Origin of the sequence: Limosilactobacillus pulli (assembly GCF_947381555.1) — a bacterium.
Taxonomy (GTDB): Bacteria; Bacillota; Bacilli; order Lactobacillales; family Lactobacillaceae; genus Limosilactobacillus; species Limosilactobacillus pulli.
Map to the genome: position 1 here is coordinate 55400 of NZ_CANCWQ010000003.1, position 18122 is coordinate 73521.

General features: G+C 46.6%; 16 protein-coding genes, 1 other RNA gene and 1 other annotated feature. Of the genes, 9 read left to right on the forward strand and 8 right to left on the reverse strand.

Annotated elements, in window-relative coordinates; translation table 11 throughout:
• Positions 1–77: 77 nt before the first annotated feature.
• The 5 genes from QOS03_RS01645 to ezrA all read right to left on the reverse strand — a co-directional run bounded on the left by QOS03_RS01645 (position 78) and on the right by ezrA (position 8024).
• Complete coding sequence (locus QOS03_RS01645; protein ID WP_283575139.1) at positions 78–2735, reverse strand: valine--tRNA ligase; 2658 nt, start codon at positions 2733–2735, stop codon at positions 78–80.
• Between the two features lie 72 nt (positions 2736–2807).
• Positions 2808–3026, reverse strand: a binding site (T-box leader).
• 57 nt (positions 3027–3083) lie between these two features.
• Complete coding sequence (gene tpx / locus QOS03_RS01650; RefSeq protein ID WP_283575140.1) at positions 3084–3590, reverse strand: thiol peroxidase; 507 nt, start codon at positions 3588–3590, stop codon at positions 3084–3086.
• A 142-nt stretch (positions 3591–3732) separates the two neighbouring features.
• Positions 3733–4953 (reverse strand): tRNA uracil 4-sulfurtransferase ThiI, encoded by a 1221-nt coding sequence (gene thiI, locus QOS03_RS01655; RefSeq protein WP_283575141.1) that lies wholly within the window; start codon positions 4951–4953, stop codon positions 3733–3735.
• A 27-nt stretch (positions 4954–4980) separates the two neighbouring features.
• Complete coding sequence (locus QOS03_RS01660) at positions 4981–6129, reverse strand: cysteine desulfurase family protein (protein ID WP_283575142.1); 1149 nt, start codon at positions 6127–6129, stop codon at positions 4981–4983.
• Positions 6130–6317: 188 nt separating this feature from the next.
• Positions 6318–8024: a septation ring formation regulator EzrA gene (ezrA, locus tag QOS03_RS01665; protein WP_283575143.1), complete on the reverse strand. Its 1707-nt coding sequence runs from the start codon at positions 8022–8024 to the stop codon at positions 6318–6320.
• Between the two features lie 128 nt (positions 8025–8152).
• Between ezrA and QOS03_RS01670 the strand changes: the two genes are divergently transcribed.
• On the forward strand, positions 8153–8608 hold the full coding sequence (locus tag QOS03_RS01670; protein ID WP_283575144.1) for a GAF domain-containing protein: 456 nt from the start codon (positions 8153–8155) through the stop codon (positions 8606–8608).
• A 193-nt stretch (positions 8609–8801) separates the two neighbouring features.
• Positions 8802–9410 (forward strand): 30S ribosomal protein S4, encoded by a 609-nt coding sequence (gene rpsD / locus QOS03_RS01675; protein ID WP_283575145.1) that lies wholly within the window; start codon positions 8802–8804, stop codon positions 9408–9410.
• A gap of 205 nt (positions 9411–9615) precedes the next feature.
• Here the strand turns inward: rpsD and tkt are convergent, their stop codons facing one another.
• Both tkt and QOS03_RS01685 read right to left on the reverse strand, forming a co-directional pair.
• Positions 9616–11631 carry a transketolase gene (gene tkt / locus QOS03_RS01680; protein ID WP_283575146.1) on the reverse strand — a complete coding sequence of 672 codons (2016 nt, stop codon included), beginning with the start codon at positions 11629–11631 and terminating at the stop codon, positions 9616–9618.
• A complete protein-coding gene (locus QOS03_RS01685) occupies positions 11624–12376 on the reverse strand; it encodes a transaldolase family protein (protein ID WP_283575147.1) in 753 nt (250 codons plus the stop codon). The genes tkt and QOS03_RS01685 overlap by 8 nt, the downstream gene beginning before the upstream one ends.
• Before the next feature lie 648 nt (positions 12377–13024).
• On the opposite strand from QOS03_RS01685, the gene QOS03_RS01690 reads away from it, so the two are divergent.
• The 7 genes from QOS03_RS01690 (at position 13025) to QOS03_RS01720 (ending at position 17190) form a co-directional block, all read left to right on the forward strand.
• Positions 13025–13705, forward strand: a complete 681-nt coding sequence (locus tag QOS03_RS01690) for a fructose permease (protein WP_272208668.1) — start codon at positions 13025–13027, stop codon at positions 13703–13705.
• 43 nt (positions 13706–13748) lie between these two features.
• Positions 13749–14156 (forward strand): VOC family protein, encoded by a 408-nt coding sequence (locus tag QOS03_RS01695; RefSeq protein ID WP_272216431.1) that lies wholly within the window; start codon positions 13749–13751, stop codon positions 14154–14156.
• A gap of 95 nt (positions 14157–14251) precedes the next feature.
• Entirely contained in the window at positions 14252–14722 is a 471-nt protein-coding gene (locus tag QOS03_RS01700; protein WP_283575148.1) for a YueI family protein, read from the forward strand.
• A 36-nt stretch (positions 14723–14758) separates the two neighbouring features.
• Positions 14759–16018 carry a replication-associated recombination protein A gene (locus tag QOS03_RS01705; protein ID WP_283575178.1) on the forward strand — a complete coding sequence of 420 codons (1260 nt, stop codon included), beginning with the start codon at positions 14759–14761 and terminating at the stop codon, positions 16016–16018.
• 42 nt (positions 16019–16060) lie between these two features.
• Positions 16061–16249, forward strand: a non-coding RNA gene (gene ssrS, locus QOS03_RS01710) — 6S RNA.
• 87 nt (positions 16250–16336) lie between these two features.
• Positions 16337–16621: a hypothetical protein gene (locus QOS03_RS01715; protein ID WP_283575149.1), complete on the forward strand. Its 285-nt coding sequence runs from the start codon at positions 16337–16339 to the stop codon at positions 16619–16621.
• A gap of 86 nt (positions 16622–16707) precedes the next feature.
• Positions 16708–17190 carry a universal stress protein gene (locus QOS03_RS01720; RefSeq protein ID WP_033934412.1) on the forward strand — a complete coding sequence of 161 codons (483 nt, stop codon included), beginning with the start codon at positions 16708–16710 and terminating at the stop codon, positions 17188–17190.
• Between the two features lie 64 nt (positions 17191–17254).
• Here the strand turns inward: QOS03_RS01720 and QOS03_RS01725 are convergent, their stop codons facing one another.
• Positions 17255–18094 carry a helix-turn-helix domain-containing protein gene (locus QOS03_RS01725; protein ID WP_283575150.1) on the reverse strand — a complete coding sequence of 280 codons (840 nt, stop codon included), beginning with the start codon at positions 18092–18094 and terminating at the stop codon, positions 17255–17257.
• Positions 18095–18122 lie beyond the last annotated feature (28 nt).

The following is an 18122-nucleotide window of genomic DNA, read 5'->3' on the forward strand; positions in this document are numbered from 1 at the left end:
AAGCTCAGATGAACCCTGGGGATGCCAACGTATTTAATTTAAACTAGGTTAAAAAGTCGGGATTAGCAACCCTCGTTTTAAGCATTCTTGAGTGATTCAAGACGAGTCTGAGCTGCCTCCAGCTTTTGTTTCCATTCGGCAGCCTTAGTCCGTTCTTCAGCAACAACGGCTTCTGGAGCATTGTTGACAAATTTCTCGTTGCCAAGCTTCTTTTCCGAGCGTTGAACCTCTTTTTCCAACTTGGCAATTTCTTTTTCCATCCGGGCTTGCTCTTCTTTAAGATCAACCAGCTCAGCCATTGGAATGTAGACTTCAGCACCGGTTACGATCCCGCTCATGGCCAGCTTTGGTGCTTGCGTATCGGTAGCAATCTGCAGATTGGCTGGGTGGCAGAAGCGCTTGATGTAGTCCTCATTAGCCAAAAGCATGTCAGCATCAGCTTGGTCATCAGTCTTGATCAGCAGGTCAACCGGCTTGGACATTGGTGCATTGGCTTCGTTACGGATGTTGCGGACAGCAGTGATCAATTCGATCAGACGTTTCATCTGTTCTTCGGATTTCTCATCGGTGAACTCATCATGAACGACTGGGTAGTCGGCAATCATGATCGACTTGCCTTCATGAGGCATGTCTTGCCACAGTGCTTCAGTAACGAATGGCATGATTGGGTGCATCAGTTTAAGCGTTTGGTCGAGCACGTAGCCCAAGATGTTCTTAGTGTCGGCCTTTTCTGCTTCAGTACCATTGTTGAGCTTTTCCTTAGTCATTTCAATGTACCAGTCACAGAAGTCGTTCCAGATGAAGTTGTACAGACAGCGGCAGGCCTCACCAAAATCAAACGATTCAAACTGTTCAGTAACCTGCTTGACCGTTGCGTTCAAACGACTCAAAATCCAACGGTCAGCCAGATCCCACTTATCTTGGGCCGGCAGCTTTGGTGCACCTTGCATGTCGCCAAGGTTCATGATTACGTAACGGCTGGCATTCCAGATCTTGTTAATAAAGTTCCAGGCCGCATCCATCTTCTTGTAAGAGAAACGAATATCTTGACCAGGCGTGGAACCCGTAACCAGGAACCAGCGCAATGCATCCGTACCATACTTTTCAATGACGTCCATTGGGTCAATCCCGTTGCCCAATGACTTGCTCATCTTACGACCTTGCTCGTCACGAATCAATCCGTGCAACAAGACGTTGTGGAATGGTGCCTTGCCAGTAAACTCAAGTGACTGGAAGATCATCCGGGCAACCCAGAAGAAGATGATGTCATAGCCGCTAACTAGCGTGTTGGTTGGGAAGTAGCGCTTAAAGTCAGCAGAATCCGTATCTGGCCAGCCCATCGTTGAAAATGGCCACAAAGCCGAGCTGAACCAGGTATCCAGCACATCTTTATCCTGTTCCCAGTTTTCGGCGTCCTTTGGTGCTTCCATACCAACGTACATTTCACCAGTCTGCTTGTTGTACCAGGCTGGAATGCGGTGGCCCCACCATAATTGACGTGAGATGACCCAGTCATGAACGTTTTCCATCCATTGGTTGAAAGTATGCTCGAACCGTTCTGGGACAAAGTTGACCCGATCAGCCGTCTTTTGGTTGGCCAATGCTTTTTCGGCCAGTGGCTTCATCTTAACGAACCATTGCGTGGAAAGACGCGACTCAACCTGTACGCCCGTTCGTTCAGAATGGCCAACTGAGTGCACGATTGGGTCAATCTTAAGCATGTAGCCGCCGTCTTCCAAATCTTTGACGATTGCCTTACGAGCCTCGAAACGATCCATGCCGCAGTATTTGCCGGCATTTTCGTTTAACGAGGCATCCTCATTCATCGTGTTGAGCTCTGGCAGATTATGACGCTTGCCGACCAAGAAGTCGTTGGGGTCATGTGCCGGCGTGATTTTAACCATCCCAGTACCAAAGTCTGGCGTTACGTAATCATCGGCAATGATTTCGATCTCACGGTTGACCAGTGGTACCATGACATGCTTGCCGACCAGTTCCTTGTAACGTTCATCATTTGGGTTTACGGCAACGGCTTCATCACCAAACATGGTTTCAGGACGCGTCGTGGCAACTTCAATGTAATCCTTGCCATTAAACGTCGTACCATCCGTGAATGGGTACTTGACATGGTAGAAGGCACCCTTGTCGTCTTTATGGATAACCTCCATGTCAGAAAGCGCCGTCCGTGCCTGTGGGTCCCAGTTGATGATGTAGGTTGCCCGGTAGATTAGACCCTTGTTGTACAGATCAACAAAGACCTTGCGCACAGCCTTATTCAGCCCTTCATCAAGGGTAAAGCGCTCACGATCGTAGTCTACCGAGATCCCCATCTTGGCCCATTGCTTGTGAATAATATCGGCATATTCGTCTTTCCAGTCCCAGACCTGCTGAACAAACTTTTCACGACCCAAGTCATAGCGTGAAATGCCTTGTTCGCGCAGACGAGCTTCAACCTTGGCCTGCGTTGCGATTCCGGCATGATCCATCCCTGGCAGCCATAAAACATCGTAGCCCTGCATCCGTTTTTGACGAATGACCATATCCTGCAGCGTCGTGTCCCAGGCGTGACCCAAGTGCAGCTTACCGGTAACGTTAGGAGGTGGAATAACGATTGAATATGGTTTGGCTTTCTTATCGCCGCTTGGCTTAAAGAACCCTTCATCGATCCACCATTGATAGCGCCCTTCTTCAATTGAAGCTGGGTTGAACTTGGTGGACATGTTCTTTTCTGACATGGCAAGTTCCCCTTTCAGATTTACAGTTGTTGTTGATTGATCGGCATTAAACTAAAAAGACCCGTCCTAATAAATTAGGACGAGTCTGCTCGCGGTACCACCTAAATTGAAACTCTACTGATGAAAGTTTCCGCTCTAACATGGGATATCGGCCATGAACCGGAATCACCTACTTGGTTTCAGTGCTTCTGCTCGCGAGCTACCTTCAATTCGACTGACGGGACTCTTTTTCAGCAACCGAGTCTCTCTGAACGGTCTTGTCGAATCTACTCTCTCGTTCAATGCTTGAATAGCGTAATGATAAAAGAAATTTTTGATAACGTCAAGTCGATTCAAATAATTTTTTAATTATTCGGCTGACTTGCTAAGTTTCTCAACTGCGTTCAATGCTGCCAGATAGTCTGGTTCATGCGTCATTTCAGGAACAATCTGTGAATAGACGATCTGACCGTCAGCATCAATGAGGAAGATTGAGCGCGCCAAGACCCCTTCATCAGGAATCAAAAGTTTCATTGCATAGCCAAATGACTGTTCATAATCAGATAAAAGCTCAGCATTTGGGATATCATTGGCCGCGCACCAGCCCTTCTGTTCGTTAATTGGATTGGTGGAGACCGTAATCAAGCGGACGTCAGGATATTCAGCCATTGCCTTGTTGAATTTGCGTGACTGCAGCGAGCAAACCGATGTATTGATGTCTGGTACGACTGAAAATAAAGTTGGCTTGCCCAGCAGCTCACGAGTCTTAACCCGTTGATTCTGAGCATCAAACAGCTTAAAGTGAGGAATTTCCGTACCTACTTCTGGCGGATTGCCGACCAGCTGCATCTTCTCACCATTGACAGTAACTTCCACGATGAACGCTCCTTTCAGTTTCACAGCGTTTTTTAATTTTGTGTGGGAACAGTATACCAAATTTAGCACCATTCGAATAGCCAAATCCGGTGTTTGAAATAAAAAAGCTGATGCATTAAAAAGTCTTGCATCAGCTTAAATTTTACAGCAATTCAGCAAAAACGTCCTGATTTTGGTTTAGGAATTCGTCACCGGCATGAATCTCTGTAATCTTGATATTGTCCAGTGCTCGCTGCATCAAGCCCTCGACGTCCAACCGTGCCTCGTAGGATCGTGCCCGTTTCAGGTTTGGCTTGGTCTTTGGCGAAGGTGGCGTAAAGACCGTGCAGCAGTCCTCATATGGCAGAATCGACAGCTCGTAGGTATCGATTTCTTCAGCGATCTTGATGATTTCAGTCTTATCAAACGACAACACCGGACGCAGAACCGGCCACGTCGTTACATCGTTAATGGCCACCATGCTCTCCATCGTCTGCGAGGCTACCTGCCCAAGGCTCTCACCATTGAAGATGGCCAGGCCGTGTCGCTTCATGGCCAGCGCTGCAGCCAGTCTAAGCATCAATCGGCGCTGAACGGTCATCAGATAGCCTTCAGGTACTTTTTCTTTAACCGTTTCCTGAATCTCGGTAAATGGGACCTGGATAAACTTGATGCTGCCACAGTACTTAGCCAGCTTGCTGGTCAGCTCCTTTGACTTGGCCAGTGCTTGTTCGCTGGTGTATGGTGGACTATAAAAGTGCACCATTTCCAAGGAGACCCCACGCTTCATGGCCAGATAGGCAGCTACCGGCGAATCGATTCCACCAGAGAGCATCATCATGCCCTTACCCGCTGTCCCAACTGGCAGGCCACCGGCACCTTTGATCTTTTCACTGGTCAAATAAATCCCGCTCTTGCGAATTTCAACCATCAGATCAATATCTGGATGATGGACGTCAACCGTCAAAAGGTTGGGAAATTCTTTCAGCAGGTAGGCCCCCAGCTCACGATTCATCTCAAATGTACCCATTGGGAAGCCATGGTCAGCATGCCGAGTACTGATCTTAAACGTTGCCGGCTTTTTAACCTGTTCTCTAATCATCTTGGCAGCCGCTTTTTTAACGGCCTCAAAGTCACTATCAACACGCAGCGACGGCGAGAAGGTCTGAATGCCAAAGACCTGCTTTAGGCGGTCCATCACTTGATCACTGTCAGCACCGTTTAAATCAATATGCATCCGGTCTCTTTGCGGATGAATCTTAACCTGATCAAAGCCATGCAGCGCCTTAGTGACGTTGGCTCCCAATCGGTCAATGAAGTTCTTTTGATTGCGCCCTTTGGTTGAAAGCTCACCATAGCGCACCATGATTTCATCATATTGCATTGTTAGAACAAAATTTTCCTTTCAAAACTAGTCGATAATCTTTTTAAAGCCAGCATACAGCTCATCAAAGACCCGGTTGAACTCATCAGCTTCGGCCAAGGTGTTTTGGTCACCCAGACTGATTCGGACCGCACTGGTAGCAATCGAATCCGGTACCTTCATTGCTGCTAACGTCCCGGCCTCTACATGCTTTTTGGATGAGCAGGCACTGGTCGTAGAAATATAAATGTCATGCTCTTCAAAAGCATGTACGATTGTTTCGCCGCGAACGCCGACGATTGCAAACGTCAGAATATGCGGTGCAAATGAGTCATCGTTTTTAGAAATGATCTGAACGTGATCAAAGTCTTTAATGTGATTATAAATCCGCGTCTTAACGGCTTTTTCGCGTTCAACAACCTCTTTTTCCTCTTGTTTGACCATTCGTAAAGCCCGCGCCATGGCAACAAAGCCGGCCGTATTTTCAGTCCCGTTGCGACGGCCGCGTTCCTGACCACCACCATCGATCAGCGGGGCCAGCTTGCGGCCGGCTTTGGCATATACAAAGCCGGTCCCGCGCGGTGCATGGAACTTATGACCAGAAAAGACTGCAAAATCGACTCGGTCCGAAAAGACAATGTCATCGATTCCCTTGCCAATTGCTTGAACTGCATCGACCATGAAATGAACCTTTGGGTAGTCTTTTAAGATCTCACCGATTTCCTTGATTGGCTGAATCGTACCAATCTCGTTGTTGACCACCATCGACTCAACCAAAATCGTATCTGGCCGCAGTGCCTTTTTTACGTCTTCAGGATTGATGCGTCCCTGGTCATCGACTGGCAGATAGGTAATCTCAAAGCCAAGGTCGGCTAATCGCTCCATTGAATTACGTACCGCAGCATGCTCAACACTGGTCGTAATGATGTGCTTGCCATATTGACGCTTTTCAATTGCTGTTCCTTTAATGACCCAGTTGTCGCCTTCTGAACCGCCACTGGTAAAAACAATCTCACTTGGCAAAACGCTAAACAGGTCCGCGATCTGCTTACGTGCCTGCTCTTGAAGATTCCAAGCCGTCTCGCCAACCTTGTGCAGACTAGAAGGGTTGCCCCAAATCTTTTGGCAGACTTGATTATACGTATCCAAAACTTCTGGCCAGATCTGTGTCGTGGCACTATTGTCAAAATAAATCATACTGTGCTTGCTCCTTTAATGCACGCGGGAAAAAAGTTTTTCCTCGCAAGATATTGCCGCCGATGGATCACATCCGCGACGAAGGTTCGGCTCCTAAAACAACGCTACATTATAACAGATCATGAATCTTTTAACCATGATTGACGTCCGAAAATAAAAAACGCGTCAACGAAATGACGCGTTTTTTATTAAGAATTTCGCTTAAGCTCAGCGTAATATCGCTGCTCCATTTGCTTATAGGAACCCGGCTCAACTTTTTCAACGGCTTTTTCCAAGATTTCCAGACTGCCTGGATAATTATAACGATTGAATTCATTTTGTGCCTGAGCAATTGCATCATTAATCTCTTCATGATCAATACTGAGCCGGTTGGCATATTGAATCAGCCGTTCGGTCAGTTCGGCACTATCTCTTAAGTCATCAGTTTTTTCCTGCAGTGTGGTCAGATCGTCTTGTACGATCAAGAGCTGCTTGGTAATGTCTTCCATATCGATTTTAACTTGATTAATGGCGTCTGCCAGTTTACCGATCTCATCGCTAACCAAGAAAAAGTAGTCCAGATAGTCTTTTGGAATGCCAGGCAGATTCAATGACTCAACTCGCCGTTTGATTGTCCGAATCTCAACTGAGAACTTTCGCAGCGTCTTTTTGGCTCGGGTCTCATCGGACTGCAGATCCGCTACGCTGTCGTTGATTTGCTGCTGTTGTTCCTCAATTGCCGTCAGCATCTTTTCGTTGTCGGTTTGTCGAGCAACAACCTGACTGTCAATAGCCTCTTCGATCGCCAAAGCTTCTTGGTCTTGATCATATGACGCCTGCAGCTGCCGCAATTGTTCATCCAGGCCACGTGCATTGGCCAACTCATCATTATTGAGCGTATAGTTGAGACTGAGACGTTCCAGTTCATCAATCAGTTCACGATTCTGCTGCTTGGCATGACTCAGATGCCGACCAACATCACGCATCAACGGTGAAACTTTTGGTCGGGCATCAAGTTCGCGTTGCATAACGTCATAGAGTTGATCAATGTGCTGCGTTAATTGGTCGTTAGCCGTTGCTGCCTCATCAACCTTTAAAGCCTCCAGATCTGCAGCCGACCGTTCACAAAGCTGATTGAGCTGGTCGATTTCCTGATCGATCTGGTCATCGGCAAAGTTGTAATGATGTCTTTTCAGCTGGTCATAGCCTTCTTTAAGCTCCTGCAGCTGGGTGGGAAATTCAGTCAGCAGCGGCTTATAAACATCTGGAACCTTTTGAATCAATTGATCCAGCTTAGCAGTATCTTCCTGCAGTTCGCTGAGCACGTCTTGAGCGGCCTCATAATCGCCCTTGGCCGTAAGCGTGGTAAACGTGGTAAAGCGCGTTTCCAGATCAGCCAAGCGTTGACGCAGAGCCGTACTGCTCTTGCCATAACGATAACTGTTTTCTTCCAGCTCGCTACGGAACTGCTGATACTGTTTTTTCAGCTGACCAATTGCCTTTTGGTGCTCAGCCTTGGCATCGTCGATTTTTTTCAAGCCATTCTCCAAGCTTTGCTGCTCACTGATCAGCTTGGCCGTAGCATCTTGAAGCTTGCGTAGATCTGGCTTGACTCTTAACAGATTAAAACCATGCAGATCCTGAGCAATTTGATCGGCTAGGTCATCTACTCGACTGGCAGCTGTCAAAAATTCGTCTTGGTATTCTTCTTTAAGCTGATTAAAATCCTTTAGTGAATCACCACTCAGCTCTGGGCGCGCATCTTCAGCGAATCGCTCGTCTAAATGAGCTGCCAAGGCGGCGGCTTTTTGATTCAGCATCGCATCAACAGCATTGAGCGTTCTTTTTTGATAGACGTAAACACCGATGATTACCAATGCAGCAATAATTAAAATTCCGATCAACACTTGAAACATCTATATCCCACCTAAATTTTGCACGGTTTATGCTTTGTTTTTTTCACCGTTTAATTTAAAATTCTACTAATTAAAATTATATCATATCTATACTTGACAACTTATTATTTATCGGAGGGATTTTTACATTGCCAGATTTTAAGCTTATCAATGCCCAACTGGCCGCCTTGTTGGCAAATGAGACCAATCTGATTGCCAACCTGGCCAATGCCTCAGCACTGTTAAACGACAGCGTCGATCAATTAAACTGGACCGGCTTTTATCTTTATGATCCTAAAGGCGATGAACTGGTCTTAGGCCCATTCCAAGGTCATCCCGCCTGCATGCATATCGCAATGAACAAGGGCGTCTGCGGCCAGGCAGCAGCTCAGAAGCAAACCCTGGCAGTCGATGACGTCACCACTTTTCCCGGCTACATTTCATGCGATGCGGCTGCTCAATCTGAGCTGGTCGTTCCGTTGATTAATCATCAGCGACTGGTGGGCGTCTTAGATTTGGATGCACCAGTCAAGAACCGTTTTGATGCAAAATTACAGATCGGCATCAAATCTTTTGTCGATGAACTGATCAAACATCTTGACTAAGCCGGTTTTTCGCGTTAAAGTACTCTTTGTGTAAAATAATGCAGCAGTGAGGGGCAAGCTCGTCAACAGACCAATGCCGCATGGTGTTTCCAGTAACCCAGCTGCAAGGGTGAACGATCCAATTGGCCTGCACGAATGTCAAGCTCACATCGGATTATTTTACTCCAAATAATTTTATTGGAGGAATTCTAATATGTCTCGTTACACTGGCCCTAGCTGGCGTGTATCTCGCCGTCTTGGCATGTCTCTGTCCGGTACCGGTAAGGAACTGGCTCGCCGCAACTACGCACCTGGTGATCACGGTAATGACCGTCGTGGCCGCCTGTCTGAATACGGTATGCAACTGCGCGAAAAGCAAAAGCTGCGTTACATGTACGGTATGACTGAACGTCAATTCCGTAACCTGTTCAAGCGTGCCGGCAAGATCAAGGAAGGTACTCACGGTACCAACTTCATGGTTCTGTTGGAACGTCGTCTGGACAACATGGTTTACCGTCTGGGTCTGGCTACTACTCGTCGTCAAGCTCGTCAATTGGTTAACCACGGTCACATTACCGTAGATGGCAAGCGTGTTGACATTCCTTCCTTCGAAGTTAAGGTTGGTCAAGTCATCTCCGTTCGCGACAAGTCCAAGAACCTGGACGTTATCAAGAACGCTGTTGAAGCCGTTGTTGCTCGTCCATCTTACGTTGAATTCGACGCTGACAAGCTCGAAGGTAAGCTGGTTCGCCTGCCAGAACGTGAAGACATGAACGCCGACATCGACGAATCGCTGATTGTCGAATTCTACAACAAGCTGTAATCATTGATTGCTGCTTCATAAAAAGCCTTGTGATGTTAAGTCACAGGGCTTTTTTACTGTAAGTATTTATAATCAAAATCAAAAAGACATGATCGATCAGGATGGGAAATCGATCATGCCTTTTTCTTTTAGGGATTTTTGGAGTATTTTGAGGTTTAGAGATTAAGATTTATAATGCGAATCATAGATTTTGGAGTGATAATGGCTAGCCATTAACGGCTGCCTGTTCTGACGTTTCTGCCGTAAGTCCAGCGGTTTGTTTAAAGGCTGCAGCCACGTGCTCAGGCGTAAAGCCATACTTTTCAATAACCTGATTTCCCGGCGCGCTGGTACCAAACTCGTCAACGCCCATTACCATGCCATTTAAGCCAACAAACCGATGCCAGCACATTGAGCTGCCCATTTCAATTGCCAGACGTTTATCCAGTCGTGACGGCAGTACCATGTCTTGATACTGTTTGGACTGCCGCAAGAAGCGTTCTTGACATGGCATCGAGACGACCTGCACGTCAATGCCCTCTTTTGCCAGTTTTTCTCTAGCCTGCAGCGCCAAGGAGACTTCCGAACCGCTGGCAATCAAAATTCCAGCTGGATGATTGGTCTTGGCTGGTGCTAAAACGTAAGCCCCACGTTCTACCGGTGCATGCTTGGCAGCCGCCAGAACCGGCAGACCTTGGCGAGAGGTAACGATAACGCTTGGTCGATCGCTGGTTTTGCCAATTATCTGCCATGATGCAATCGTTTCATTGGCATCAGCCGGCCGAAAGACATCAACGCCTGGCATCGAACGCAGTGCCGCCAGCTGTTCAACCGGCTCATGCGTTGGTCCGTCCTCGCCAACTGCTAAGGAATCGTGTGAGAAGACAAAAGTCGTTGGTACTTTCATTAAAGCTGCCAGTCGTACTGCCGCCTTGAGGTAGTCGCTAAATACCAAAAACGTACTGCCAAACGCCCGTGTACCACCATGCAGCGTAATGCCGTTCAAAGCCGCGGCCATGCCAAACTCACGCACGCCAAACCGCAGATTGCGTCCTAAAGGATTATCGGCGGCAAAATTGTCGTCTTGTTTAAGCAGCGTTTTGTTGGAACTGGCCAGATCGGCTGCCCCGCCCCAAAACATTGGATTTTGACGAGCAATCTCTTGCAGTGCATCATCACATACCAACCGCGTGGCAATTTTTTCACCCGGTTGATAGTTCAGTTCAGCATCATTAAGCTTGAACTGGTCGCTCATCAACTGTGCTGCCAGTTGTGGATACTGCTGCTGGTAGGAAGCCCACATTTCCAACCAGTGCTGATACTGTTTTTCCTTAGCTGCCGTCAGTTCCTTAAAGTGATCATAGACTGCCTGTGGCACGGTAAAAGACGGCTCATGCCAATCAAACTTTTCTCGCAGCGTCATCAGGCCATCTTGACCAACCGGCGTGCCATGCACTTTATTAGTCCCCTGTTTAGGAGCACCATAGCCAATTACGGTCTTGACCTCAATCAAGGTTGGCTTACTAGAGCATTTAGCCCGCCACAAGGCTGCATCAATCTGGGCCAAGTCGTTGCCGTCCTCAACACGTTCATAATTCCACGAGGCTGCTTTGACGCGTTGCTCAACGTTGTCATGAGTACTCATCGATAATGGTCCGTCTAACGAAACGTCATTTGAATCGTAAAGCACAATCAGCTTATTAAGCTGCAGATTGCCCGCAATGTCCAAGGCTTCTTGACTGATGCCTTCCATCAGGTCACCATCGCCGGCCAAAGCATACGTATAGTGATCAATTACTGACAAGCCAGGCCGATTGCATTGAGCGGCTAGATGCTTTTCAGCAATCGCCATACCGACTGCCATGCCCAGGCCCTGACCCAAGGGACCCGTTGAAGCATCAACGCCTGGCGTCCACCCATATTCGGGATGCCCCGGCGTTTTGGAACCCATCTGACGAAATGCCTTTAAGTCATCAATCGTCAGATCAAAGCCATTTAGATGCAGCAGACTGTAAAGCAGTGCCGAGCCATGACCAGCCGACAATACAAAGCGATCTCGGTTGATCCACTTGGGCTGCTTTGGATTAAAACGCATGTGATACTCAAACAGCGTATAGGCCATTGGCGCCGCATCCAAAACAATACCTGGATGTCCGCTGCGTGAGGCTTCGATCATTTCGACCCCCAGCATGCGAGCAGCCGTAACGGACAACTGATCCAGATTGGAGTGTTGACTATTCATTAGCGGCCGCCTCCTTAACATCATCAAGAATACTAAAGCCCAGCGTACTGATATCTTTATCAAAGCCGCGGACCGTATCTAAGGCAACGTCTTCGGGAGTAGACTTTCGCCGAGCCAGCCATTTTTCAAGAATTGCCGGTGGTACCGTGATAATATCGATTCCTGCCTGTTTGGCCTGGCGGATATTATCGACCTCGCGCGTTGAAGCCCAAAGCAGATCAACATTAGGATGCAAATGCGACATTGCAACGCTGGCATTGACAAAAGAAGTTGGGTCAGCCCCCGTATCGGCAACGCGTCCAACAAACAATGAAATAATTGCCGGCGTCTGTTCATCCAATGCTTCCAGTGCCAAACGAACCTGCTCGCTGGTCGTTACTGCGGTAATATTCAGCTTGATGCCGGCATGAGACAGTTGTTGAATCAGATCAGTGTTGGGCTGACCACTAAGATTGAGGATTGGAATCTTAACGTAGACATGATTTCCTAATGAACTCAAAATCTCTGCTTCCTGCTGCATTTCTTGGGGATCTTGTGAAAAAACCTCAAAAGACAGGGAAGCTTCAGGAAACTCACTGACCACCTGCTTGGCAAACGTTAGGTAGTTGGTGACGCCTGCTCGCTTCATCAGTGAAGGATTGGTTGTAAAGCCGGTTACTTCTGGCAGTTTGGCCATTTGACGCATATCGTCAATGACGGCACCGTCAGCATAGATGGCAATCGTTTTTTGCTCAGTTGATTGCATTTCTCTTGCTCCTTTGTTAAATATACCAATTTTGATTAACAATTAATTCATGACTCGTATCATGGTCCAATTTGAGCGCATCGTCAATTGATTTTTTGAATTATTTTTGCTAATCGATTGACAATACCAATTTTTATTTGTGCACGATTTATCAGCTATTTTTTAACAAGATTATTGGTTTATCAACGTTTATTCACATATGGACCACATATAAATCTTGACTTTATATTGTTAAGCAATCGATTGCGCAAAACTTAATCTTTTTTAGATATATATGATTTTATGTTCATAAGTGCCTCGTTGGGATTGCTATACCAATTTAGAAATAAACAAGCTTTCTCCAAGCAATACTGTGAATCAAAGAGCAAACTCACGATAAAATCACTAATTTTTTTATTACTGAACTTTCTTTTGCAGTTGCCAGTCACCGCGTTAAAGAAAACGGTTCCTAAAACTGGATGACCCCGTGACATCAATCTTTATTTTTCTGTCAACCGGTTGACACCGAGCGATGCTGGCGGTATCTTTATCGTAGCAAGTGAAATCTATCACCAATTTTAAGATTGATATCTTGTCAGGAAGAAGGGAATTAATTTGGATCAAGCAAGTTCAAACAATATCACCACAGTCCCTAAGCGGACCATTTCAATGCAGGCCAGCATCGCCTACTTTGCCCTGTCAATCGTAATCAATTCGATGGGCAACGTCTTAACGCTGGTAACAAGTTCACACATTCATCCGCAGTTTCTTGGTTCTGCCTATTGGACGGCGGCTGAAAACAACCTTGGCATTGCCGTATTAGGCAACAATTCAATGACTCTATTTTGGGCCTTTATGGTTTTAGGAATGCTTACCTCGGTTTTAAATGCCATCTTGATGCACAAATGGGAATGGAAACGAATCTTTGGCAACTTCTTGTTCATGCTGCCATTTTCGATCTTCATTCAATGGTTCTCGGATATCTTCAACCGTATCATGCCTGACGCTCATTCCTTACCAGTGGTGGCCTTGTATGTCTTGATCAACTTTTTGGGTGTCACTTTCATTGGTGTGGCCATTTCAATTTATCAGCGGGTCAACCTGGTTTTGCACCCAGCTGATGACCTATTCCAGATTTTGCGTTTCCGTTATTTCAAGGGTAATGCAACTTTGTCAATGTGGGCCTCATATATTCCGCCTACGATCATGGCTCTGGCTGCATTGCCTAAGATGGGACTGGCCAATTTCGGCTTAGGGACGATCTTTGCCCTGCTTTTCCAGGGTGGTATTACGGGACTTGCCGATCGAATTATTTTCCCCAAGCTCAAGCATCAAGCTTTAGATGTTTAGATTCTTCACTTTTACAAATTATGTTTTATTAAAGGAGCAAATCATGGCATTCAACAAAAGTTTAGCTGGCTACTTCGACGACCTGCAGCACATTGGCATTCCAACCGACGACCTGTCAAAAACGGTTGCCTTCTGGGAAAAACTCGGCTTTAAGATGTTGGGAAACTTTGACACCGACGACCAGGGCAATGAAGTCGTCTTCATGCAATACGCTCATCTGACGTTGGAAATCTGGACTGGTGATGGTGCCGTTCGTAAGACTGGGGCTATCAATCATATCTCACTGAATACCTCTGATGCCGATGCAGCCTACAAGGCGGCTAAGGAAGCCGGCTTTACGATGAAAGAAGATGAGGTCCAGCACCTTGACTTCTGGCAGCATGGCATCAAGTTCTTCAACATTGAAGGGCCAAATGCTGAAACCATTGAATTCTGCGAAATCGTTAAATAGTCTGATCAACGTCACTGCCTGCTGCAGTGGCGTTTTCTTATTGGCCCAGCGCAATCAATGATACAATAATAGGAAACACTCAAGGAGGATCAGACATGGCGAATGAAGAAAAAAGCGCGGTTGACCAGCGACTGCAAAATGCGGTCTATGGTACGCCAAAAATCAACCCTGATGAACAGCGCCGCTATCTAGGAACCTTTCGTGAACGGGTCTGCTTGACGATCAGCGTGGCGCAGCTAAAAGAGCGTGACTGGTCTGATGCATTGAAACAAGAACTTAAAAAAGGAATTGGCAACCTGGTCTTTTTAAATGGCAACCTTTCTGATGAGGAATTACGACCTTACATGCGTGCAGCCGTTCAAGAACACGCCAGCTTCACTTTAAAAACCGATCCCGAATTCTCAACGGCCCCTGAAAAAATGGCCGTTGTGGTGGCGGCTAAAACGGCAGTTCATCAATCACCAGTTGACGTAGAAAAGCGCTATGCCGATCTGAAGACCCCGGCTGCTCCAATTAAAGAGCCCGCCAAGCTGAGTTTTTGGCAACGATTGTTTCATTCTAAATAAAAGGAGGCCTTTTGATTGCAGCCATTAGCCTATCGCATGCGACCACGCAATTTAGACGAAGTCGTTGGTCAGCAGCATTTGGTTGGTCCTGGCAAGATCATCAATCGCATGGTCAAGGCCAAAATGCTCAGCTCGATGATTCTCTATGGCCCGCCTGGCACGGGTAAGACCAGCATCGCCAGTGCCATTGCCGGCTCAACCAAGTATGCATTTCGCATGCTAAACGCCGCTACCGATTCTAAAAAAGATTTGCAGATCGTAGCCGAAGAAGCCAAGATGAGCGGCACCGTAATCCTATTGCTTGATGAAATCCATCGACTCGATAAGACCAAGCAGGATTTTTTGCTTCCTCACCTCGAAAATGGGCATATCGTTTTGATTGGCGCAACAACCGAGAATCCATATCTCGCGATCAATCCGGCCATTCGCAGCCGAACCCAAATCTTTCCGGTCTATCCATTGACCAAAACAGACATCAGCCAAGCCATCGATCGTGCTTTGATCGATTCCGAACGTGGTCTGGGAAAATTATCATTAAAATTGGACGACGATGCTCGCGATCAATTGATTCAGGCTGTCAATGGCGATCTGCGCAGTGCATTAAACGCTTTGGAACTGGCTGCCAGATCGACCGACCCCAACGATGACGGTACGATTCATTTGACGCTTCCAATCATTGAGGAATGCGTACAGAAAAAAGCCTTAACTGCTGATAAAGATGGCGATGCTCACTATAACGTCATCTCGGCCTTTCAAAAGTCAATTCGCGGCAGTGACGTTGATGCCTCTCTACACTACCTGGCACGTTTGATTGCTGCTGGCGACTTACCCAGCATTGCACGACGATTGACCGTAATTGCCTATGAAGATATTGGTCTGGCAAATCCGCCAGCGGTTCAGCGAGCAGTTACCGCAATCCAAGCAGCTGAAAAAATCGGCCTGCCTGAAGCACGCATTCCACTAGCCGATGCCGTAGTCGAGCTCGCCTTGTCGCCCAAATCAAATTCCGGCATTTTGGCAATTGATGCCGCACTGAAACGCATCAATCAGGGCAATTTTGGTGACATCCCTGCCTGGCTCAAAGATGCCCATTATAAGGGCGCCAAAGAACTTGGTCATGGCGTTGACTATCAGTATCCACATAATTTTCCACAGGACTGGGTTCGTCAACAGTACCTGCCCGATCAAATTAAAAACGATGAGTACTACCGTCCCAAACCAAACGGTGAATTTGAAAAAGCTATGGGAAGTCAGTATCTACGGCTGTTAAAAGCACAACGACGACCAAGAAGTTGAAAACGATTGCATTTATTTAAAAAAAATGCTAACATACTAATAGAGGTTCTGTAGTGTGCGTGTTGTCTAATTCGCAGTCTTGCCTTACAGTTTCGTTACTTTGGGACTAGTGCCTCGACACTGGGACGACATGCCTTTTCACTTGGTAGTTGAAACTTTGTCGGCCATGGCCCACCTGTCTTATCCACAGGTCAACACTGAAAGACAATTAACGGCATGAACGGAGCCGATACATATCGTAAAAAGCGGGATTGAAATCATTACTGGTTTCAGTCCCGCTTTTATGGTATTTTGACAGAGAAAGGAGTTTTGATTTTTTTGATTACTGTATTAATGATCTTTTTTGCCGCCATCATGCTGATTGAGGGCTGGTATCTTTTAAGTCATCGCAATACCGGTATCTTTGGTCAGGCCCCAACTGAGCGCAGTATTCGCCACTGCAACATCTGGGGCTGGGTAATGCTGATCTGGGGCATTGTCTGCTTGATTGCTGCATTTTTCCCGAATCATATCGGTCTGGTAGCTACAGTACTGGTAATTGGCTGTCTGACCGACATGGTAATGGCACTGGCAACCAGCTCATTAGTGTTCAAGAAACACTAAACTTTTAAACATTTTTTGCGAAAGCCTTTACAATGTTGTAAAATATAAATAAACAAAGAAGCTTAAGCATTAAGGGGGTACTTGATATGACTCAACAATACCAACACATTTTGGTTCCTGTAGATGGATCAAAGGAAGCTGAACTGGCTTTTAAGAAAGCTGTTGCTGTTGCTAAACGGAATGGCGCTGACACGGAATTGCGCTTGCTGCACGTTGTTGACACTCGTGCTTTCCAAAATATCTCCAGTTTCGACAGCTCAATGGTTGAACAAGTAACCGCAACTGCCAAGAAGACGCTGGATCAATACGTTGACTACGCTAAAAAACAAGGCGTTGCCAATGTCAGCTACACGATTGAATATGGCGCGCCTAAGACGATCATTGCCCGCGAAGTGCCAAAAGAAATGCATGCTGATCTAATTATGATCGGTGCCACTGGTTTAAATGCCGTTGAACGGATTCTAATTGGTTCGGTTACTGAATTTGTTACTCGGACTGCAATCTGTGATGTTCTGGTCGTACGTACCGACCTGGACAATCAGCCAATTCCAGTTCAAAAAAAGCACTAATGCATTAATAAGTATGCTAAAAAGCGATGGCCATATTTTGGCCATCGCTTTTTGTATGTATAAATCATGCTGTTGCCAGAGCCTTTACCGACTCCTTGACCAATTCTGGATGTTGATTAACCAGGGCCAGACTATGGGCAATTTCAAGATCCTGCTTGGCAACTGCCTGGTTAGCCAATGCCAATTGTGCCTTGCCTGCATATAGATAATAACGATCAAGCAAAAACATCGACCGCATTTGACGACAGATATCGATGCCACGCTGAGCTGCATTCAAGGCGACTCGCGGTTGACCAAGTGTCAGATAGAGTCCCGCAATATATTCATAGACGACGATCCACTGCATTTGGCCGCCCGTCAGTTTTTTCTCATCAATCAATCGCATTGCCCGTTCAACCAGGCGCAGCGCGCGACTTTGGCTGCCAATCTTTTCATAGGCCATTGCCATGCCAATCGTAGTCATGGCCAGATAGATGTTGGCGCTGGTCGTTGAAAACTGGGTCAATACCAGCTCAAAATTAAAGATTGCCTCATCAAACTGATGCTTTTGAACCTGCAGCATCCCCAACAGATAATAATAGCGCTGCTTATCAAACTCATTTTGCAGATTTTTGACCTTGATTTTTTGCATGGCATCTTGAGCTGCCTCAAATTGTCTTTCGGCCAGCAGCTGCCCAATCTGATCGAAAATTGCGGTCATCGAAACATCATCATTTTCAATAATCTCATCCGTAGTAATATCCAGCCGCGAACAAAGCGCGGTCAGAATATTCATCTTCGGAATTCGATTCTGCTTTTCCATCAGGCTGATCGTGGCCTGCGTACAGATTCCTTCCGCCAATGCCGTCTGCGACAGCCCCCGTTTGCGGCGAATCTGTTTAAAGATATCACCTCGAAGCTTCATTCATATTCCTTCTTAATATGTATAGTAA